This is a genomic window from Pseudomonas sp. MF08817 (genome assembly GCF_059862705.1).
Window position 1 is genome coordinate 55904 of record NZ_JCBCUY010000014.1, and the last position, 18379, is coordinate 74282.

The window sequence follows — 18379 nt, forward strand, 5'->3', positions numbered from 1 at the left end:
GTTTGAGTGGATGACGATTTTGGGAGCGCTTCGCACTCCAGCGCGGGCGAGCCCGTTTGCTACGTGCCTGTGGCGTTACTGGCCGCTATAGATCTGGTCGAACACGCCACCGTCATTGAAGTGGGTCTTTTGCACGGTGCGCCAGTCGCCGAAGGTTTTTTCCACGGAGAGGAAGTCCACTTTCGGGAAGCGGTCGGTGTACTTGGCCAGCACTTTCGGGTCCCGTGGGCGCAGGTAGTTGTTGGCGGCGATTTCCTGGCCTTCGGGGGACCACAGGTATTTGAGGTATTCCTCGGCGGCGGCGCGGGTGCCTTTTTTGTCGACGACTTTATCGACGACCGACACCGGTGGCTCGGCTTCGGCGGAGACGCTCGGGTAGACGACCTCGAATTGGTCGCGGCCAAATTCGCGGGCGATCATCTCGGCTTCGTTCTCGAAGGTCACCAGGACGTCGCCGATCTGGTTGGTCATGAAGGTGGTGGTGGCCGCGCGGCCGCCGGTGTCCAGCACGGGCGCTTGCTTGAACAGTTTGCCGACGAAGTCCTTGGCCTTGTTTTCGTCGCCGCCGTTTTTCAGCACGTAGCCCCACGCGGACAGGTAGGTGTAGCGGCCGTTACCCGAGGTTTTCGGGTTGGGCACGATCACCTGCACGCCGTCCTTGAGCAGGTCGGGCCAGTCTTTGAGGGCTTTGGGGTTGCCTTTGCGCACGATGAACACGGTGGCCGAGGTGAACGGTGCGCTGTTGTCTGGCAGGCGCGTGACCCAGTTGTCCGGGACCAGTTTGCCGTTGTCGGCCAGGGCGTTGATGTCGGTGGCCATGTTCATGGTGATGACGTCGGCGGGCAGGCCGTCGATCACCGAGCGCGCTTGTTTGCTGGAGCCGCCGAAGGACATTTGCAGGGTGATGTTCTCGTTGTGCTCGGCTTTCCAGTGTTTCTGGAAGGCGGCGTTGTAATCCTTGTAGAAGTCGCGCATGACGTCATAGGACACGTTGAGCAAGGTAGGGGCGGCCTGGGCGACGCTGCCCAGGGCCAGGCCAGCGGCCAGAAGTGAGGCGCCAAAGAGTTTTTTCACTGCGCATTCCTTGTTGTATTCAGGGTGTTCGAGGTGGGGTAAGGGCCTTTTGCCATCGACTATAGCCGGGGCGGTATATCTCTTTAAAGATTAAAAAGAACTTTGCTTATTCGATTTTCTTAAACAGTGCATTGCCGCAGCGCGAGCAAAATGCGGCGCCGTGTTCGTGGCTGTTCTTTTTGCACACCGGGCAGTCGTGTTGCAGCTGTTCACCGCGCATGGCGTTGGCCAGTTCGGCGGTGAAGATGCCGGTGGGCACGGCGATGATCGAGTAACCGGTAATCATCACCAGGGACGAAATAATCTGGCCCAGGGTGGTCTTGGGCACGATATCGCCAAAGCCCACGGTGGTGAGGGTGACGATGGCCCAGTAGATGCCGGTGGGGATGCTGGTGAAACCGTGCTCGGGGCCTTCGATCACGTACATCAGGGTGCCGAACACGGTCACCAGGGTGCACACACTGAGCAGGAACACGATGATTTTCTGCTTGCTGCCGCGCAGGGCGGAGAGCAGGTAGTTGGCCTGCTTGAGGTAAGGGCTGAGCTTGAGCACGCGAAAGATACGCAGCATGCGGATGATGCGGATTATCAGCAGGTATTGGGCGTCGCTGTAGTACAGCGCGAGGATGCCGGGGACGATGGCCAGCAGGTCCACCAGGCCATAGAAACTGAACGCATAGCGCAGCGGCTTGGGCGAGCAGTACAGGCGCAGGCCGTACTCGATGGCAAAAACTAGGGTGAAGCCCCACTCTATGGCCTGCAACAGCCCGGCGTAGTGCTGGTGGATGCTGTCGATGCTGTCGAGGATCACCACCACCAGGCTGGCCAGGATGATAAGCAGCAAGCTCTGGTCGAAGCGCCGCCCGGCCTGGGTGTCGGTCTGGAAAATCATGACGTAGAGCCGTTCACGCCAGTGCTTGTTGCTGTCCATGGGTTACGCCTGAAACGAAGGTTAACGCAGCCTAGGTGGATTGCCCGGGGTTGCGCAAGGCGCGCAATCGCGGGCGGCCTGTTGCAGCACTCGGGTGGCGGCGCGCACCAGCCAGCAGGCGAGGACGAAAGGCGCCGTCAGGGCGGCCAGGCCGATGGCGGCAAAGCCCGGAGCGAGGACGATCGCCAGGGCAATGCCCAGCAGGGGCAACCAGGGCTGGCGCCGTTGCTGGCTCAGCGCCAGGGCGGCCAGGGCCGGGTTGTAGCTGTACAGGCCCTGCAAGGCCTGGTTGGGGGCGTCGAGCAGCAACCCGGCGCCCAGGCCCAGTGCCGCGCCGAGCAAGGCCCAGGCTGCCGCGTGGCGATTGGCGAGCAACAGCCCCGCGCCGATCAGCACGCCGGCCAAGGGCGCCTCCAGCAGCATGACCTGGCCCAGGCCCTTGAACAGTGCCAGCAACAGGCTCATCCCGTTCACGGGCAGGGCCGCCAGGGGCGCGGCGGCGGGCAGCTCGGCCGTGCTTAGCAGCAGCCAGCCCAGGGCGATGAACGGTGCCGTGTAGGCGGGCAGGCAAGTGGGGTTGGGCGCGCGTTTGAGCCACTGGCGCACCAGCATCGCACTGAGGCCGCCGCCGGCAATTATCAGCGGCACCAGTAGCACCGACCAGGGCAATACCTGAGGCAGCAGCAGGCCGAGCAGCACGCCGTTGTAGCTGTAGAGCCCGGCCTCGCGCTCGGCCTTGGGGTAGCCGCGGCGTTGGGCGGTGAGCAACCCGGCGACGCCGCCCAGTAACGCGCCGCCGAGCAGGGCCGGGGCGCTGCACAGAACTGCCAGCAGGCAGAGCACGCCGCACAGCGCATGGCGTTGCAGGAAAATCTGGCTGAAACCGTGGAGCAGGGCAGTGGCCCAGTCGGGGCAGTGGGTGGAGTTCGGGGTCATGGGGCTTGGGCACAGAGAGGGGGACCGAGGTGGCCTTAATCGCGCGCAGGCTCGCTCCCCCCAGGTCCATACGCACCTTTTGTGGGAGCGAGCCTGCTCGCGATAGGGCCGCTACCGACGCTAGATCAACGTCTCGATCCGCAATGAGTTGGTCGACCCGGGGCGCCCGAACGGCACGCCGGCGGTTATCAGCAGGGTGTCGCCGCGCTGGGCCATGCCTTGGGCCTGGGCGATTTCCAGGGCCGTGGAGCACACCTCATCGACCTGGCGCAAACGGTCGTTGACCACCGAATGCACGCCCCAGGCCACGCTCAGGCGCCGGGCCGTGGAGAGGTGGGGCGTGAGGTTGAGGATCGGCAACCCGGGCCGCTCCCGCGCCGCCCGCAGGCTGGATGCCCCGGATTCGCTGTAGTTGACCAGCACTGCCACCGGCAGGATGTTGCTGATGCGCCGGATCGCGCAGCTGATGGCGTCCGAGGTGGTCGCTTCGGCCTTGGGCCGGCTCACGTCCAGTTGGGTCTGGTAGTCCGGGCCGCCTTCGACCTGGCGGATGATCTTGCTCATCATCTGCACCGCTTCGAGGGGGTACTCGCCCGAGGCGGTTTCCGCCGACAGCATCACCGCGTCCGCCCCTTCGGCCACCGCGTTGGCGACATCGGTGACCTCGGCGCGGGTGGGCGCCGGGGAGAAGCGCATGGATTCGAGCATCTGCGTGGCCACCACCACCGGTTTACCCAATTGGCGGCAGGTGCGGATGATGTCCTTCTGGATTTGCGGCACGCTCTCGGCCGGCACTTCCACCCCCAGGTCACCGCGGGCGACCATGATGGCGTCGCTCAATTCGGCGATTTCCCACAGTTGGGCCACGGCCGACGGCTTCTCGATCTTGGCCATCAGGAACGCCTTGTCGCCGATCAACGCGCGGGCTTCGTGGATATCCTGCGGGCGTTGCACGAACGACAGCGCCACCCAGTCCACCCCCAGCTCCAAGCCGAAACTCAGGTCGCGGCGGTCCTTGGCGGTCAGGGGGCTTAAGTCCAGCACCGCTTCGGGTACGTTGACGCCTTTGCGGTCCGACAGTTCGCCGCCATTGAGCACCGTGGTGTCGATGGCGTCGGCGTGTTTGGCGGTCACCCGCAGGCGCAGTTTGCCGTCGTCGAGCAGCAGGTCCATGCCCGGCTCCAGGGCCGCGATGATCTCGGGGTGGGGCAGGTTGACCCGGCGCTGGTCGCCCGGTGTGGGGTCCAGGTCCAGGCGCAGGGCCTGGCCGCGCAGCAGTTGCACCTTGCCGTCGGCGAACCGGCCAACCCGCAGTTTCGGCCCTTGCAGGTCCATCAGGATGCCCAAAGGGTAGTTGAGCTGGCGCTCCACCTCGCGGATCCACTGGTAGCGCTGGGCGTGGTCGGCGTGGTCGCCGTGGCTGAAGTTGAGGCGAAAAATGTTCACCCCGGCCTCCACCAGTTCGCGGATATCGTCGATGCCGTCTGTGGCAGGGCCCAGGGTGGCGAGGATTTTGACCTTCTTGTCAGGCGTCATGGGCGGGGCTCTCAAGGATCAGGATGGCGCGAAAGTCATTGACGTTGGTGCGCGTCGGCTCGGTGACGATCAAGGCGTCCAGCGCCTGGAAGTAGCCGTAGCCATTGTTATTGTCCAGTTCCGCGCTGGCGCTCAGGCCCAGGGCTTCGGCGCGGGCGTAGCTGGCGGGGGTCATCAGGGCGCCGGCGTTGTCCTCGGAGCCGTCGATGCCGTCGGTGTCGCCGGCCAGGGCGTACACCCCAGGCAGGCCCTTGAGGCTGTCGGTCAGGCTCAGGAGGAACTCGGCGTTGCGCCCGCCCCGGCCATTGCCGCGCACGGTGACGGTGGTTTCGCCGCCCGAGAGGATCACGCAGGGCGCCGCCAACGGCTGGCCGTGGAGCACGATCTGGCGGGCGATGCCGGCGTGGACTTTGGCCACCTCCCGCGACTCGCCTTCCAGGTCACCGAGGATCAGTGGGCTGAACCCGGCCTGGCGCGCCTTGACCGCCGCCGCTTCCAGGGATTGCTGCGGGCGGGCGATCAGTTGGAAATGGCTGCGGGCCAGGCTCGGGTCGCCGGGTTTGACCGTCTCCGACTCGGGGTTTTGCAGCCAGGCGCGCACGCTGGCGGGCACCTCGATGCCATAGCGGGCGAGGATCGCCAGGGCCTGCGCCGAGGTGCTCGGGTCGGCCACGGTGGGGCCGGAGGCGATCACGGTGGCCAGGTCGCCCGGTACGTCGGAAATCGCGTAGGTGTACACCGTCGCCGGCCAGCAGGCTTTGCCCAAGCGCCCGCCCTTGATGGCCGAGAGGTGCTTGCGCACGCAGTTCATCTCGCCAATGGTAGCGCCGGACTTGAGCAGGGCTTTGTTGATCGACTGTTTATCGGCCAGGGTAATGCCGGCGGCGGGCAAGGCCAGCAACGCCGAGCCGCCGCCGGAGAGGAGGAAAATCACCCGGTCGTCTTCATTCAGGTGGCTCACCAACTCCAGTACCCGGCGAGCCACCGCCAGGCCCGCGGTGTCGGGCACCGGGTGGGCGGCCTCGACCACTTCGATTTTGCTGCACGGCGCACCGTGGCCGTAGCGGGTGACCACCAGGCCCGAGATTTCGCCCTGCCAGCAGCGCTCGACCTCCTGGGCCATGGCGGCAGCGGCCTTGCCGGCGCCGATGACAATCACCCGCCCGCTACGGTCGGCGGGCAGATGAGCTTGCAGCACCTGGCGGGGATGGGCGGCGTCGATGGCTGTGGCGAACAGCTCACGGAGCAATTGTTGTGGATCGACCGACATGGCGGGCTCCCGGTTTTTTGTGGTTCGGCTTGGAACGCATGGACAGCCCCTGTGGGCGCGAGCCTGCTCGCGATAGCGATTCGTCAGGCCCGCCGAAGGTTGACTGTAGCGGCCTCATCGCGAGCAGGCTCGCTCCCATGGGGTGTGTGCTGCTTACTTCTCCCGAATCGAGAAGTTCGCCATGTGCTCCAGGCCCTTGATAAGCGCCGAGTGGTCCCAGTTGGCGCCGCCGAGGGCGTTGCAGGTGCTGAACACTTGCTGGGCGTTGGCGGTGTTGGGCAGGTTGATCCCCAGTTCGCGGGCGCCGGCCAGGGCCAGGTTGAGGTCTTTCTGGTGCAGGCTGATGCGGAAACCCGGGTCGAAGGTGCCCTTAATCATGCGCTCGCCGTGCACTTCGAGGATCTTCGAGGAGGCGAACCCCCCCATCAGCGCTTCACGCACCTTGGCCGGGTCGGCGCCATTTTTGGCGGCGAACAACAGCGCCTCGGCCACGGCTTGGATGTTGAGGGCGACGATGATCTGGTTGGCCACTTTCGCGGTTTGCCCGTCGCCGTTGCCGCCGACCAGGGTGATGTTCTTGCCCATGCTCTGCAACAGCGGCAGGGCGCGGGCGAAGGCCTGGCTGTCGCCGCCGACCATGATGCTCAGGGTCGCGGCCTTGGCCCCGACTTCACCGCCGGACACCGGGGCGTCCAGGTACTGCGCGCCTTTTTCGTTGATCCGCGCGGCGAAGGCCTTGGTCGCGGTGGGCGAGATGGAACTCATGTCGATGACAACCTTGCCGGGGCCCACGCCTTCGGCGACGCCGCTGGCACTGAACAGCACGTCTTCGACCTGGGGCGTATCAGGCACCATGACGATGATGAATTCAGCTTCCTGGGCCACTTCTTTCGGGTTGGCCAGGGCGATGGCGCCGGCGGCGACCAGGTCGGCCGGGGCTTTGTCGTGGTGCTCGGACAGGAGCAGCGTGTGGCCGGCCTTTTGCAGGTTCTGCGCCATTGGGCGACCCATGATGCCGGTGCCGATGAATCCGATTTTAGCCATGGAGAAATCCTCTTGTTTTTATAGGTCTTGCGCGCTTCCCGCAGGGGCAGGGGCGCAGTCAGATCGCGTTGTGGCTCTTGAGCCAACCCAGCCCCGCTTCAGTGGTGGTCAGCGGCTTGTACTCGCAGCCGACCCAGCCCTGGTAACCGATGCGGTCCAGGTGTTCAAACAGGAAGCGGTAGTTGATTTCGCCGGTGCCCGGCTCGTTGCGCCCGGGGTTGTCGGCCAGTTGGATGTGGTTGATGTCGTCCAGGTGCGTGGCCATGGTGCGGGCCAGGTCACCTTCCATGATTTGCATGTGGTAGATGTCGTATTGCAAGTACAGGTTGGCACTGCCCACCTGCTCGCGGATCGCCAGGGCCTGGGCCGTGGTGTTGAGGTAGAAACCCGGAATGTCGCGGGTGTTGATCGCTTCCATCACCAGTTTGATGCCCGCCGCGTGCAGCTTGTCGGCGGCGTACTTGAGGTTGTCGACGAAGGTCTGCTGCACCGTGGCGCAGTCCAGGCCCTGGGGGCAGATGCCGGCCAGGCAGTTGACCTGGCGGTTGCCCAGCACCTGGGCGTAGGCGATGGCCAAATCGACACCGGCGCGGAACTCCTCGACCCGGTCCGGGTGGCAGGCGATGCCTCGCTCACCCTTGGCCCAGTCGCCGGCCGGCAGGTTGAACAGCACTTGGGTCAGGCCGTGGGCATCGAGCTGAGCCTTGATCTGGGCCGAGCTGAAGTCGTAGGGGAACAGGTACTCGACACCACTGAAACCGGCCTTGGCGGCGGCTTCGAAGCGGGCGAGGAAGTCCTGCTCGGTAAACAGCATGGACAGGTTGGCGGCAAAACGCGGCATGGTGGTCTCCTGAAAGTTGTGCATGTTCCGTGTGGGAGCCAGCCTGCTGGCGATAGCCGTCGGTCAGTCAACAACAACGCTGAATGTGCCGGCCTTATCGCGAGCAGGCTCGCTCCCACCGGGGGGCGAGCAAGGGTTAATCGAGCAGCGAAATCGCCGTGGGCGCATCGTTGCCCACCAGCGCCAGGTCTTCGAATTCGTTGACGGCGTTGATCTCGGTGCCCATGGAAATGTTGGTCACGCGCTCCAGAATAATCTCAACGATCACCGGCACCTTGAATTCTTCGATCATTTCCTGGGCGCGGCGCAGGGCCGGTTGGATCTGTGCCGGCTCGAACACCCGCAGCGCCTTGCAGCCCAGGCCTTCGGCGACGGCCACGTGGTCAACGCCATAGCCGTTGAGTTCCGGGGCGTTGAGGTTGTCGAAAGACAACTGCACGCAGTAGTCCATTTCAAACCCGCGCTGGGCCTGGCGGATCAGCCCAAGGTAGGAATTGTTCACCACTACGTGTATGTACGGCAGCTTGAACTGCGCGCCCACGGCCAGTTCTTCGATCATGAACTGGAAGTCGTAGTCGCCGGACAAGGCCACCACTTTGCGGCTTGGGTCAGCCTTGACCACGCCCAGGGCGGCGGGGATGGTCCAGCCCAACGGGCCGGCCTGGCCGCAGTTGATCCAGTGCCGTGGCTTATAGACGTGTAGGAATTGCGCGCCAGCAATCTGCGACAAACCAATGGTGCTGACGTAGCAGGTGTCTTTGCCGAATACCTGGTTCATCTCTTCGTACACGCGCTGGGGCTTGACCGGCACATTATCGAAGTGGGTCTTGCGGTGCAGGCTGGCCTTGCGCTGCTGGCAGTCCTGCAACCAGGCGCTGCGGTTTTTCAGCTTGCCGGCGGCTTGCCATTCACGGGCCACTTCGATGAACACGGTCAGGGCCGAGGCGGCGTCGGAGACGATGCCCAGGTCCGGGGTGAATACGCGGCCGATCTGCGTGGGCTCGATGTCAACGTGGATGAATGTGCGCCCTTGGGTGTAGACCTCCACCGAACCGGTGTGGCGGTTGGCCCAGCGGTTGCCGATGCCCAGCACCGCGTCGGATTTGAGCATCGTCGCGTTGCCGTAGCGGTGCGAGGTTTGCAGGCCGACCATGCCCACCATTTGCGGGTGATCGTCGGGGATGGTGCCCCAGCCCATCAGGGTGGGAATGACCGGGATGCCGGTCAGCTCGGCGAATTCCACCAGCAGCTCGCTGGCGTCGGCGTTGATGATGCCGCCGCCGGCTACGAGCAGTGGGCGTTCGGCCTGGTCCAGCAGGGCCAGGGCTTTTTCCACCTGGAGGCGGGTGGCCGAAGGCTTGGCCAGGGGCAGGGGCTGGTAGGCGTCGATGTCGAATTCGATTTCGGCCATTTGCACGTCGAACGGCAGGTCGATCAGCACGGGGCCGGGGCGCCCGGAGCGCATTTCATAAAAGGCTTTCTGGAAGGCGTAGGGCACCTGGCCCGGTTCCAGCACGGTGGTCGCCCACTTGGTGACGGGTTTGACGATGCTGGTGATGTCCACGGCCTGGAAGTCTTCCTTGTGCATCCGCGCCCGCGGCGCCTGGCCGGTGATGCACAGGATCGGGATCGAGTCGGCCCAAGCGCTGTAGAGCCCGGTGACCATGTCGGTGCCGGCCGGGCCCGACGTGCCGATGCACACGCCGATATTGCCGGCCGTGGTGCGGGTGTAACCCTCGGCCATGTGCGAGGCGCCTTCCACGTGGCGAGCAAGGACGTGATCGATGCCACCGACCTTTTGCAGGGCCGAGTACAGCGGGTTGATGGCGGCGCCCGGGATACCGAAGGCAGTGTCCACACCTTCACGGCGCATCACCAGAACGGCGGCTTCGATTGCTCTCATTTTGCTCATGGTTTTGTGCCTCTTGCGTTTTGTAATTGTATACAAGTAGTTTTTGCGGCGAGTGTATTCATGGCCGGCTGAGAAGGTCAATCCCTTTTCTCAAGCGCCTGTTTCAATTGTTGAGGGCTTTGAACACTGTGACTTTTCGTCGCTTCGGGTAATTTGCGAGTATTATTGTATACAAAAATTGATTCTATTGTGTTCTATTTGTAGTGTCTGTTTTTCATCAAGCCCCCAGGCTTTTCCCTAGCAAGATAAGGACGGCACCCATGAGCGCTTTAACCTTGAAAGTCGCAGTCAGCCTGACCGGCCAGGCCATCCATGCCGGGCGGCAGATCGCCGCTGCGCCCCTGACCGTCGCGGTCCTGGACGCGGGCGGGCACCTGTTGAGCCTGCAACGCGAAGACGGCGCCAGCCTGTTGCGCCCGCAAATCGCCATCGGCAAGGCCTGGGGGGCGATTGCCCTGGGCAAGGGCTCACGCTTGCTGGCCCTGGACGCCCAGCAACGCCCAGCCTTCATCGCCGCCCTCAACAGCCTGGGCCAGGGCAGCGTCGTCCCGGCCCCGGGCGGTGTACTGATCCGCGACCCACAAGGCACCGTCATCGGCGCCATCGGCATCAGTGGCGACACCTCGGACATCGACGAGCAATGCGCCATCAGCGCGATAGAAGCCCAGGGTTTGCGGGCGGATGCGGGGGTGGGGGCTTGACTGTGGTGGGCTGATACACCGCCATCGCGAGCAGGCTCGCTCCTGTTGGGGGCACGACCTTCTGTGTGCCAGCCTGCTCGCGATGAGGTCCTCCATGAAACATCCTGCCAAGCAGATTCACCGCCCCAAGCCTTCTGCAGCCCTAACCTTGCAGAACCCATTCTGCACAGGGCCAATGGAATGCCTGCACACCCTGCATCAAAACGCTTAAGGCTCGGACGCTTTAGCGAGGCCGGGCGGATTTATCTGCTGACCACCAACACGCGAGACAGAGAGCCTGTTTTCAGCGACGTTGCCTTGGGCAGATTGGTCGTCGCGCAGTTTCGTCACGCCCAGGAGCGCGGCTGCGTTCACTCTTTGGCTTGGGTGGTGATGCCTGACCACTTTCACTGGCTGATCGAGTTGCGGCAGGGAAATTTAGGTGAGTTGATGCAAAAGACCAAATCGCTGGCGAGCAAAGCCGTGAATCGAGCAGTTGGCCGCCAAGTGCGCCTCTGGCAGCCGGGGTTTCATGATCGTGCGCTGCGCCGGGACGAAGATTTGGTCAAGCTGGCCCGCTATGTGGTGGCCAATCCGTTGCGTGCTGGGTTGGTGGGGCGCCTGGGCGACTATCCGCTGTGGGATGCGATCTGGGTTTGAGCGCACTGAGAGGTGCCTTTATCGCGAGCAGGCTCGCTCCCACAGGGGGGCTGGGTATCGGCCCCAACAAATCGCCTGTGGGAGCGAGCCTGCTCGCGATAGCCGCGCCGCGGTGCCTTAATCCGGCGCACACCCTTTGAGCACCAACCGGATAATGGTCTGGGCGGCGGCTTCGTAGTCGGTTTCGTCGAGTTTGGCTTTGCCGGTGACCACCGAGATCTGCCAGTCGAAGTCGGCGTAGGTCTGGGTCGCGGCCCAGATGCTGAACATCAGGTGGTGGGGGTCGAGGGGGGCGATCTGGCCGCGGTCGATCCAAGTCTGGATGCAGTCGATGTTGTGCTTGGCCTGGGCGTTGAGCTGCTGCACCTGGTCAGCGCTCAGGTGGGGGGCGCCGTGCATGATTTCGCTGGCGAACACCTTGGAGGCAAAGGGCAGGTCACGGGAGATGCGGATTTTCGAGCGGATGTACGCGCTCAGCACTTCGCCCGGCACGCCGTCGGCGTTGAAGGGGGTGGAGGCTTGCAGGATCGGCTCGATGATGCTTTCGAGCACCTCGCGGTAGAGGTTGTCCTTGGATTTGAAGTAGTAGTAGACGTTGGGTTTGGGCAGCCCGGCCTTGGCGGCGATGTCACTGGTCTTGGTCGCGGCGAAGCCCTTGTCGGCGAACTCTTCGCTGGCGGCCCGCAGGATCAGTTCTTTATTACGCTCGCGGATGGTGCTCATAAACCAGGTGATTCCTTGCCGGTACGGGCGGTGGCGCATGGTAGCACCGCGTTTGCGCGAGGCTCAAGAATGCCCCATAGGGCCTATTGCCGCGCTATGCTCCATCACATTTCTTGTGACAGGACGACCTTCCATGGCTGGCAGCAGCTTGTTGTTATTGATCGATGACATCGCCGCGGTGCTCGATGACGTGGCGCTGATGACCAAAATGGCGGCGAAGAAGACCGCCGGGGTGCTGGGCGACGACCTGGCGCTCAACGCCCAGCAGGTGAGCGGCGTGCGTGCCGAGCGGGAGATCCCGGTGGTGTGGGCGGTGGCCAAGGGGTCGTTCGTGAACAAGCTGATCCTGGTGCCTTCGGCCCTGGCCATCAGTGCGTTCGTGCCCTGGCTGGTGACGCCGCTGCTGATGGTCGGCGGCGCGTACTTGTGTTTCGAGGGCTTTGAGAAACTGGCCCACAAGTTCCTGCACAGCCCCGCCGAGGACCAGGCCGAGCACGCCAAACTCGTGCAGGCAGTGGCGGACCCGGCCACCGACCTGGTGGCGTTCGAGCGCGGCAAGATCAAGGGTGCGATCCGCACCGACTTCATTCTCTCGGCGGAAATCATCGCCATCACCTTGGGCACCGTGGCCGACGCGCCGCTGACCCAGCAGGTCATTGTGTTGTCGGGCATCGCCCTGGTGATGACGGTGGGGGTGTATGGCTTGGTGGCGGGCATCGTCAAACTCGACGACCTGGGCCTGTGGCTGACGCAGAAAAGCGGGCAGGTCGCTCAAGGTGTCGGCGCGGCGATCCTGCGGGCGGCGCCTTACATGATGAAGGGCCTGTCGGTGATCGGTACGGCGGCGATGTTCCTGGTGGGCGGCGGCATCCTCACCCACGGTGTGCCGGCGATCCATCACTGGATCGAAGGCGTGGGCGCGGCGGCGGGCGGAGCGGGGTTTATCGTGCCGATCCTGCTCAACGGCGTGGCCGGGATCGTGGCCGGCGCCGTGGTGCTGGCCGGCGTGATGGCGGCGACGAAGATTTGGAAGGCGTTTAGCAGTCGCTAGCTACAAGCTGCAAGCTTGAGGCTTGCAGCTCCTATCTATTCCGCAATTTGCAGCTTGCGCGCTTCGGTGTAGACGTAGCGCACTTTTTCGTACTCGAACGGTGTGTTCAGTTGGCCGTAGCGGAAGCTGGTCTGGTAGCGCTTGTCTACGCCGCGCAAAACCCAGACTTCTGGGTGGTTGCTGCTGACTTCGGCGACGTTGAGGAAGTTGACCGTGGATTCGGCGCTGTAGTCGAACACCAGCCCGCCGGTATCGCGCAGGTTGGAAGGGCCGAGGATCGGCAGGATCACGTAGGCGCCGCCCGGTACGCCGTAGAAGCCTAGGGTCTGGCCGAAGTCTTCGCTTTGGCGCGGCAGGCCCATTTTGGTGGCCGGGTCCCACAGGCCGGCGACGCCGAGGGTGGTGTTGAGCAGCAGCCGCGCGGTGGTTTCCATGGAGCGCTGGCCCTTGAACTGCAACAGGCTGTTGAGCAGGTTCGGCACGTCCCCCAGGTTGTTGAAGAAATTGCTCACGCCGCTGCGCAAAAAGCTGGGGGTGATGTAGCGGTAGCCGTCGATCACAGGCAGGAACACCCACTGGTCGAAACGGTAGTTGAAGTGGTAGACGCGCCGGTTCCACGACTCCAGCGGGTCATACACGTTCAGGGCATTGAGGGTGGAGCGCTCGAATTCGCGCTGGTCCAGGCCCGGGTTGAACTTGAGTTTGGTCAAGGGCTCGGTGAAACCGTCCGGGGCGACCACGGTCGGCGCATTGGCCTTGCTGTTGTCGGCTTGGGCGACGCCTGCGCTCAGTAAAGCGGCAATAAGCAGGAAGTGTTTAGCCACGGAAAAACTCCAGCATGGCGTCGCTGTTGACGCGATAGTTCAGGTTGCCGCAATGGCCGCCGTGGGGGTAGACCGTCAAGCGGTCACCGAATGTGGTGCGCAGAAAACCCAGGTCGCCCGGGCCCAGGATCACGTCATCGGCGTTGTGCATCACGGCGATTTTCGGGCTGGTTTGCAGGTAATCCTTGAGGGCGTAGAGGCTGACCTGGTCGATCAGTTGCAGCAGGCTGCCGCCGTCGGTGCGGGCGCGCCACATGGGGATCACTTGTTCGGTCAGGTAGCAGTCGAAGTCGCATTGCAGGGCGCGCTTGAGGAACGGCGTGAGGCTGGTGCCTTCGCTGATGGGGTATTTGGGCGGGGTAATCAGGCCGCGGCGGTTGATGAGGTCGGAGGTGAAGGCGATGTCGGCCGCCGAAAAGCGGAACGAGGTGCCGATCAGCATGGCCATCTGTTCGTTGGTCAGGTGCTGCTTGGACTGCTGGAAGTCGTAGAGCAGGGCATCGTTGAGGTCGATGTAGCCTTTTTGCTGGAAATAGCGGGTCAGCTTGTTGAGCACCAGTTCATAGAAAGTGGTGTTGTTATTGATGCCCTTGACCTCGGTCTGCACCAGTTTGTCCAGGTTGCTGATGGAGGTGTAGAGATTGACTGGCGGGTTGAGCAGCAAAACCTTCTTGAAGTTGAAGCTGCGCCGGGTTTCGTCCAAGTGGGCGACGAACGCCGCATTCAGCGCGCCGAGGCTGTAGCCGGTGAGGTAGTAGTCGGTAACCGGCAGTTTCGGGTGCTGGGCGCGCACCGCTTGCATCACGCGGTAGAGGTCTTCGGCGTCTTCCTTGCTCACCCCGGGGGTGGCGAAGCGCGAGGCGGCGCTGATGAAGTCGAAACTGGTGGGTGAGGACAGCTGCACCACGTGGTAACCGGCCTGGTAGTAGAGCTTTTTCAGGTACTCGTTGAGGCTGCTGTGGTACGGCGCGCCGGTGCCGGCGATAAGGAAGATCAGCGGCGCGGCGTGGTCCTGCTTGGCCATGCGGTAGGTGAGTTTCTTCACTGCCCAGAAGTTGTCCGGCAGGATGAATTCACGCTCCGGGCGCAGGGTCAGGCTGTAGTCGGCTTGGTCGATGTCTTCGTCCAACGGCAATTGCGGGCGCAGGTCCGGCGGGGTGGTGGCAATGGTGGCTTCAAAAGGGTTGGTCAGCGGGTAGCCATAGCTAGCGGCATCAATGTCCACCGCCAGTGCGGACGCACTCAAGAATAGGCCGCCAAACAGGGCGGCGCAGCGCAAGCATTGGAGCATGACGAGATCCCTTAGAGGAAAGTACCGAATGGTGTTCGCAGGCTATGACCGCCGCAGTTGTGCCAAAGTGCCATGAGGGCAGCTAAACAGGCACAATCGGGGCTAATAGTAGCTGGACGATACAGGTTGCAAGGGTGGCGGGTGGTAATTATCTGTAATCGTGGCGCCTGGCCATGTCGGAGGTGGTTTCCGGGTGTCGTTACTGGCGTAGTGATGTCGTTTCTCGCTGCCTCAGGGTCGCTGCCAGAGCAGGTCTGCCCCGGCACTGGGTTGATGATCCAAGGGGCAGCACGCCGCCCGGCATCCGTCGGGCGCAACTTTCGGGGAAGCAACGATGAAGATGCGACGACTCTTAAGCGCAGGTGCCGCAATGGCGCTTGCGATGAGCTCCACCCTGGCCAGCGCGGACGGCAATACCCTGAGCATCGGCTACGTCGATGGCTGGTCCGACAGCGTGGCCACTACCCATGTGGCGGCGCAGGTCATCAAGGAAAAACTCGGCTATGACGTCAAGCTGCAAGCGGTCGCGACCGGGATCATGTGGCAGGGCGTGGCCACCGGTAAGCTCGACGCCATGCTCTCGGCCTGGCTGCCGGTGACCCACGGCGAATACTGGACCAAAAACAAGGACAAGGTGGTCGACTACGGCCCGAACTTCAAAGACGCGAAAATCGGCCTGATCGTGCCCGAGTACGTCAAGGCCAAGTCGATTGCCGACCTTAAGGACGACACCAGCTTCAAGAACAAGATCGTCGGCATCGACGCTGGCTCAGGCGTGATGCTCAAGACCGATCAGGCAATCAAGGATTACGGCCTGGGGTACAAGCTGCAAGCCAGCTCCGGCGCGGCGATGATCGCCGAACTGACCCGCGCCGAGGACAAGAAAGAGTCCATCGCCGTGACCGGTTGGGTGCCCCACTGGATGTTCGCCAAGTGGAAGCTGTGCTTTCTCGAAGATCCTAAAGGCGTTTACGGCGCCGCCGAAACCGTCAACAGCATTGGCAGTAAAGGCCTGGAGAAGAAAGCCCCGGAAGTGGCGGCGTTTCTGAAGAAGTTCCAGTGGGCGTCCAAGGATGAAATCGGCGAAGTCATGCTGGCCATCCAGGAAGGCACCAAGCCGGACGTGGCGGCCAAGGCGTGGGTCGCCAAGCACCCTGAACGCGTCGCCGAGTGGTTGAAGTAACCCGCCCGTCTCCGCCTGACCGCCCCGGTGTGCCTAGATGCCACCGGGATGCGGTTGCAGGTGCATTCCTGGCACCGTGTTGCCAGCCAGCAGAAACCTTCCTGCCATAGCCCCTTCAGGGCTGATCCAAACCTTCCTCCCAGCCCCTTGCTTGCCAAGGCTTTTCTGCCGTGGGCAAGGGCTGTTTCTTCTATGCTCTGTTGGCGTTCCTACGCCCATTGCCAGTGGGCGACAGCTTCTGGCCTGGGGAGCCTGCTTGCTTCGGCGGATGGTTCTAAGACTAAGGTCGTCTGGAACCAGTTCTACAGCCGCATAGAGTGGGTACGTTCTAACAATAATCTGTGCTGCGAGGATAAAAACAATGAACGACAGCATTTACCTCTCGATTCAAAACAGCCCGCGTTTCAAGGAGCTGGTGAGCAAAAGAGAGCGGTTCGCCTGGATTCTCTCGGCGATCATGCTTGGGCTTTACTCGGGCTTCATCCTGTTGATTGCGTACGGACCCCAGGTACTGGGAGCCAAGATCAGTCCTGAATCATCGATTACCTGGGGCATCCCCATCGGTGTCGGGCTGATTCTCTCGGCCTTTGTCCTGACAGGCATCTACGTTCGCCGCGCCAATGGCGAGTTCGATGACCTGAACAACGCCATTCTCAAGGAGGCTGCACAATGATCCGGCGTCTATTTGCGGCACTCGGGCTTGCGGCCTTCGCTCCTGCGCTTTGGGCAGCCGATGCCCTGACCGGCGAAGTGCATAAACAACCGCTCAACGTTTCAGCCATCCTGATGTTCGTCGCGTTCGTCGGCGCTACCCTGTGCATCACCTACTGGGCTTCCAAGCGCAATAACTCGGCAGCCGACTACTATGCGGCCGGCGGCAAGATCACCGGTTTTCAGAACGGCCTGGCGATTGCCGGTGACTACATGTCGGCGGCGTCTTTCCTGGGCATTTCCGCTCTGGTGTACACCTCCGGCTACGATGGCCTGATCTACTCGATCGGCTTTTTGGTGGGCTGGCCGATCATTCTGTTCCTGATCGCCGAGCGCCTGCGCAACTTGGGCAAGTACACCTTTGCCGACGTGGCGTCCTATCGCTTGGGGCAAACCCAGATCCGCACCCTGTCGGCCTGTGGCTCGCTGGTGGTGGTGGCGTTCTACCTGATCGCGCAAATGGTCGGTGCCGGCAAGCTGATCCAGCTGCTGTTCGGCTTGGACTACCATGTCGCGGTCATTATGGTCGGCATCCTGATGTGCCTGTATGTGCTGTTCGGCGGCATGCTGGCCACCACATGGGTACAGATCATCAAGGCAGTGCTGCTGCTGTCCGGTGCCAGCTTCATGGCCATCATGGTAATGAAGCACGTCAACTTCGACTTCAACGCACTGTTTGCCGAGGCGATCAAGGTTCACCCTAAAGGTGAGGCCATCATGAGCCCCGGCGGCTTGGTGAAGGACCCGATCTCGGCCTTCTCCCTGGGCCTGGCGTTGATGTTCGGTACTGCTGGCCTGCCGCACATCCTGATGCGCTTCTTCACCGTGAGCGATGCGAAAGAAGCGCGTAAGAGCGTGCTGTATGCCACTGGCTTCATTGGCTACTTCTACATCCTGACCTTTATCATCGGTTTCGGCGCGATCCTGCTGGTTAGCACCAACCCGGACTTCAAGGATGCAGCGGGCGCCTTGCTCGGCGGCAACAACATGGCGGCGGTGCACCTGGCCAATGCTGTGGGCGGCAGTATCTTCCTGGGCTTCATCTCGGCCGTTGCGTTCGCCACCATCCTGGCGGTCGTGGCCGGCTTGACCCTGGCAGGTGCCTCGGCGGTGTCCCATGACCTGTACGCCAGCGTCATCAAAAAGGGTAAAGCCAACGACAAAGATGAAATCCGTGTCTCGAAAATCACCACCATTGCTCTCGCAGTGCTGGCGATTGGCCTGGGCATCCTCTTTGAAAGCCAGAACATCGCGTTCATGGTAGGCCTGGCGTTCTCCATCGCGGCAAGCTGCAACTTCCCGGTACTGCTGCTCTCGATGTACTGGAAGAAACTGACCACCCGCGGCGCCATGATCGGCGGCTGGCTGGGCCTGGTGAGTGCGGTAGGCCTGATGGTGCTTGGCCCGACCATCTGGGTGCAGATCCTGCACCATGAAAAAGCGATCTTCCCTTACGAGTACCCAGCGCTGTTCTCGATGATTATTGCCTTCGTCGGGATCTGGTTCTTCTCCATCACCGACAAGTCCAAGGCTGCGGATAACGAGCGGGCGCTGTTCTTCCCGCAGTTCGTGCGTTCGCAGACGGGCCTGGGGGCGAGCGGGGCGGTCAGCCATTGAGGCAGCTGCGAGCTTGAAGCTTCAAGCGGCAAGCTAGAAGCGGTGTTGTAGAGAAGTACCCCTGCTCAAAGGCAGGGGTATTTTTTTGGGTGGCT

At 62.7% G+C, this 18379-nt stretch carries 17 protein-coding genes; 6 read left to right on the forward strand and 11 right to left on the reverse strand.

Annotated features, from left to right (window positions below):
• Positions 1 to 75: 75 nt before the first annotated feature.
• The 8 genes from AC19YR_RS10780 to gcl all read right to left on the reverse strand — a co-directional run bounded on the left by AC19YR_RS10780 (position 76) and on the right by gcl (position 9544).
• A complete protein-coding gene (locus tag AC19YR_RS10780) occupies positions 76 to 1074 on the reverse strand; it encodes a sulfate ABC transporter substrate-binding protein (protein ID WP_500598387.1) in 999 nt (332 codons plus the stop codon).
• 106 nt (positions 1075 to 1180) lie between these two features.
• Positions 1181 to 2005: an ion transporter gene (locus AC19YR_RS10785; RefSeq protein ID WP_095110651.1), complete on the reverse strand. Its 825-nt coding sequence runs from the start codon at positions 2003 to 2005 to the stop codon at positions 1181 to 1183.
• Positions 2006 to 2026: 21 nt separating this feature from the next.
• A complete protein-coding gene (locus AC19YR_RS10790; protein ID WP_500598389.1) occupies positions 2027 to 2941 on the reverse strand; it encodes an urea transporter in 915 nt (304 codons plus the stop codon).
• Positions 2942 to 3061: 120 nt separating this feature from the next.
• On the reverse strand, positions 3062 to 4477 hold the full coding sequence (gene pyk / locus AC19YR_RS10795; protein ID WP_500598391.1) for a pyruvate kinase: 1416 nt from the start codon (positions 4475 to 4477) through the stop codon (positions 3062 to 3064).
• On the reverse strand, positions 4467 to 5747 hold the full coding sequence (locus AC19YR_RS10800; protein ID WP_500598393.1) for a glycerate kinase type-2 family protein: 1281 nt from the start codon (positions 5745 to 5747) through the stop codon (positions 4467 to 4469). Before AC19YR_RS10800 ends, pyk begins: the two co-directional genes overlap by 11 nt.
• A gap of 153 nt (positions 5748 to 5900) precedes the next feature.
• Positions 5901 to 6791: a 2-hydroxy-3-oxopropionate reductase gene (locus AC19YR_RS10805; RefSeq protein WP_500598395.1), complete on the reverse strand. Its 891-nt coding sequence runs from the start codon at positions 6789 to 6791 to the stop codon at positions 5901 to 5903.
• A 58-nt stretch (positions 6792 to 6849) separates the two neighbouring features.
• Entirely contained in the window at positions 6850 to 7632 is a 783-nt protein-coding gene (gene hyi, locus AC19YR_RS10810) for a hydroxypyruvate isomerase (protein WP_500598396.1), read from the reverse strand.
• A 136-nt stretch (positions 7633 to 7768) separates the two neighbouring features.
• Entirely contained in the window at positions 7769 to 9544 is a 1776-nt protein-coding gene (gene gcl / locus AC19YR_RS10815) for a glyoxylate carboligase (RefSeq protein ID WP_500598398.1), read from the reverse strand.
• 260 nt (positions 9545 to 9804) lie between these two features.
• On the opposite strand from gcl, the gene AC19YR_RS10820 reads away from it, so the two are divergent.
• Complete coding sequence (locus AC19YR_RS10820; RefSeq protein WP_095110644.1) at positions 9805 to 10245, forward strand: GlcG/HbpS family heme-binding protein; 441 nt, start codon at positions 9805 to 9807, stop codon at positions 10243 to 10245.
• Between the two features lie 180 nt (positions 10246 to 10425).
• On the forward strand, positions 10426 to 10884 hold the full coding sequence (locus tag AC19YR_RS10825) for an REP-associated tyrosine transposase (protein ID WP_500598400.1): 459 nt from the start codon (positions 10426 to 10428) through the stop codon (positions 10882 to 10884).
• Positions 10885 to 11001: 117 nt separating this feature from the next.
• Here AC19YR_RS10825 and AC19YR_RS10830 read toward each other — a convergent pair whose 3' ends face one another.
• Positions 11002 to 11607, reverse strand: a complete 606-nt coding sequence (locus AC19YR_RS10830) for a TetR/AcrR family transcriptional regulator (protein ID WP_095110642.1) — start codon at positions 11605 to 11607, stop codon at positions 11002 to 11004.
• A 133-nt stretch (positions 11608 to 11740) separates the two neighbouring features.
• Here AC19YR_RS10830 and AC19YR_RS10835 point away from each other — a divergent pair, with 133 nt between their 5' ends.
• Positions 11741 to 12658: a DUF808 domain-containing protein gene (locus tag AC19YR_RS10835; protein ID WP_500598401.1), complete on the forward strand. Its 918-nt coding sequence runs from the start codon at positions 11741 to 11743 to the stop codon at positions 12656 to 12658.
• 35 nt (positions 12659 to 12693) lie between these two features.
• On the opposite strand, the gene AC19YR_RS10840 is transcribed toward AC19YR_RS10835, so the two are convergent.
• Together AC19YR_RS10840 and AC19YR_RS10845 are read right to left on the reverse strand one after the other, a co-directional pair.
• The gene (locus AC19YR_RS10840) at positions 12694 to 13482 is read right to left on the reverse strand and encodes an MlaA family lipoprotein (protein ID WP_095110640.1); all 789 of its coding nucleotides are present in this window, start codon (positions 13480 to 13482) and stop codon (positions 12694 to 12696) included.
• Positions 13475 to 14773, reverse strand: a complete 1299-nt coding sequence (locus tag AC19YR_RS10845; protein ID WP_500598403.1) for an alpha/beta fold hydrolase family protein — start codon at positions 14771 to 14773, stop codon at positions 13475 to 13477. The genes AC19YR_RS10840 and AC19YR_RS10845 overlap by 8 nt, the downstream gene beginning before the upstream one ends.
• 334 nt (positions 14774 to 15107) lie before the next feature.
• On the opposite strand from AC19YR_RS10845, the gene AC19YR_RS10850 reads away from it, so the two are divergent.
• From AC19YR_RS10850 to AC19YR_RS10860, 3 genes are all read left to right on the forward strand, one after another.
• Positions 15108 to 15956: a glycine betaine ABC transporter substrate-binding protein gene (locus AC19YR_RS10850; RefSeq protein WP_500598405.1), complete on the forward strand. Its 849-nt coding sequence runs from the start codon at positions 15108 to 15110 to the stop codon at positions 15954 to 15956.
• A gap of 361 nt (positions 15957 to 16317) precedes the next feature.
• Positions 16318 to 16629, forward strand: coding sequence for a DUF485 domain-containing protein (locus AC19YR_RS10855; protein ID WP_095110637.1), 312 nt, complete (start codon positions 16318 to 16320; stop codon positions 16627 to 16629).
• The gene (locus tag AC19YR_RS10860) at positions 16626 to 18284 is read left to right on the forward strand and encodes a cation acetate symporter (RefSeq protein ID WP_095110636.1); all 1659 of its coding nucleotides are present in this window, start codon (positions 16626 to 16628) and stop codon (positions 18282 to 18284) included. Before AC19YR_RS10855 ends, AC19YR_RS10860 begins: the two co-directional genes overlap by 4 nt.
• Positions 18285 to 18379 lie beyond the last annotated feature (95 nt).

Excerpts from the sequence above, each read along its gene's own strand:
- AC19YR_RS10860 (WP_095110636.1), top strand. The coding sequence starts at position 16,626 with ATGATCCGGCGTCTATTTGCGGCACTCGGGCTTGCGGCCTTCGCTCCT.
- AC19YR_RS10800 (WP_500598393.1), bottom strand. The coding sequence starts at position 5,747 with ATGTCGGTCGATCCACAACAATTGCTCCGTGAGCTGTTCGCCACAGCC.
- AC19YR_RS10855 (WP_095110637.1), top strand. The coding sequence starts at position 16,318 with ATGAACGACAGCATTTACCTCTCGATTCAAAACAGCCCGCGTTTCAAG.
- AC19YR_RS10785 (WP_095110651.1), bottom strand. The coding sequence starts at position 2,005 with ATGGACAGCAACAAGCACTGGCGTGAACGGCTCTACGTCATGATTTTC.
- AC19YR_RS10850 (WP_500598405.1), top strand. The coding sequence starts at position 15,108 with ATGAAGATGCGACGACTCTTAAGCGCAGGTGCCGCAATGGCGCTTGCG.
- AC19YR_RS10790 (WP_500598389.1), bottom strand. The coding sequence starts at position 2,941 with ATGACCCCGAACTCCACCCACTGCCCCGACTGGGCCACTGCCCTGCTC.
- AC19YR_RS10830 (WP_095110642.1), bottom strand. The coding sequence starts at position 11,607 with ATGAGCACCATCCGCGAGCGTAATAAAGAACTGATCCTGCGGGCCGCC.
- AC19YR_RS10835 (WP_500598401.1), top strand. The coding sequence starts at position 11,741 with ATGGCTGGCAGCAGCTTGTTGTTATTGATCGATGACATCGCCGCGGTG.
- pyk (WP_500598391.1), bottom strand. The coding sequence starts at position 4,477 with ATGACGCCTGACAAGAAGGTCAAAATCCTCGCCACCCTGGGCCCTGCC.
- AC19YR_RS10845 (WP_500598403.1), bottom strand. The coding sequence starts at position 14,773 with ATGCTCCAATGCTTGCGCTGCGCCGCCCTGTTTGGCGGCCTATTCTTG.
- AC19YR_RS10825 (WP_500598400.1), top strand. The coding sequence starts at position 10,426 with ATGCCTGCACACCCTGCATCAAAACGCTTAAGGCTCGGACGCTTTAGC.
- AC19YR_RS10820 (WP_095110644.1), top strand. The coding sequence starts at position 9,805 with ATGAGCGCTTTAACCTTGAAAGTCGCAGTCAGCCTGACCGGCCAGGCC.
- hyi (WP_500598396.1), bottom strand. The coding sequence starts at position 7,632 with ATGCCGCGTTTTGCCGCCAACCTGTCCATGCTGTTTACCGAGCAGGAC.
- gcl (WP_500598398.1), bottom strand. The coding sequence starts at position 9,544 with ATGAGCAAAATGAGAGCAATCGAAGCCGCCGTTCTGGTGATGCGCCGT.
- AC19YR_RS10805 (WP_500598395.1), bottom strand. The coding sequence starts at position 6,791 with ATGGCTAAAATCGGATTCATCGGCACCGGCATCATGGGTCGCCCAATG.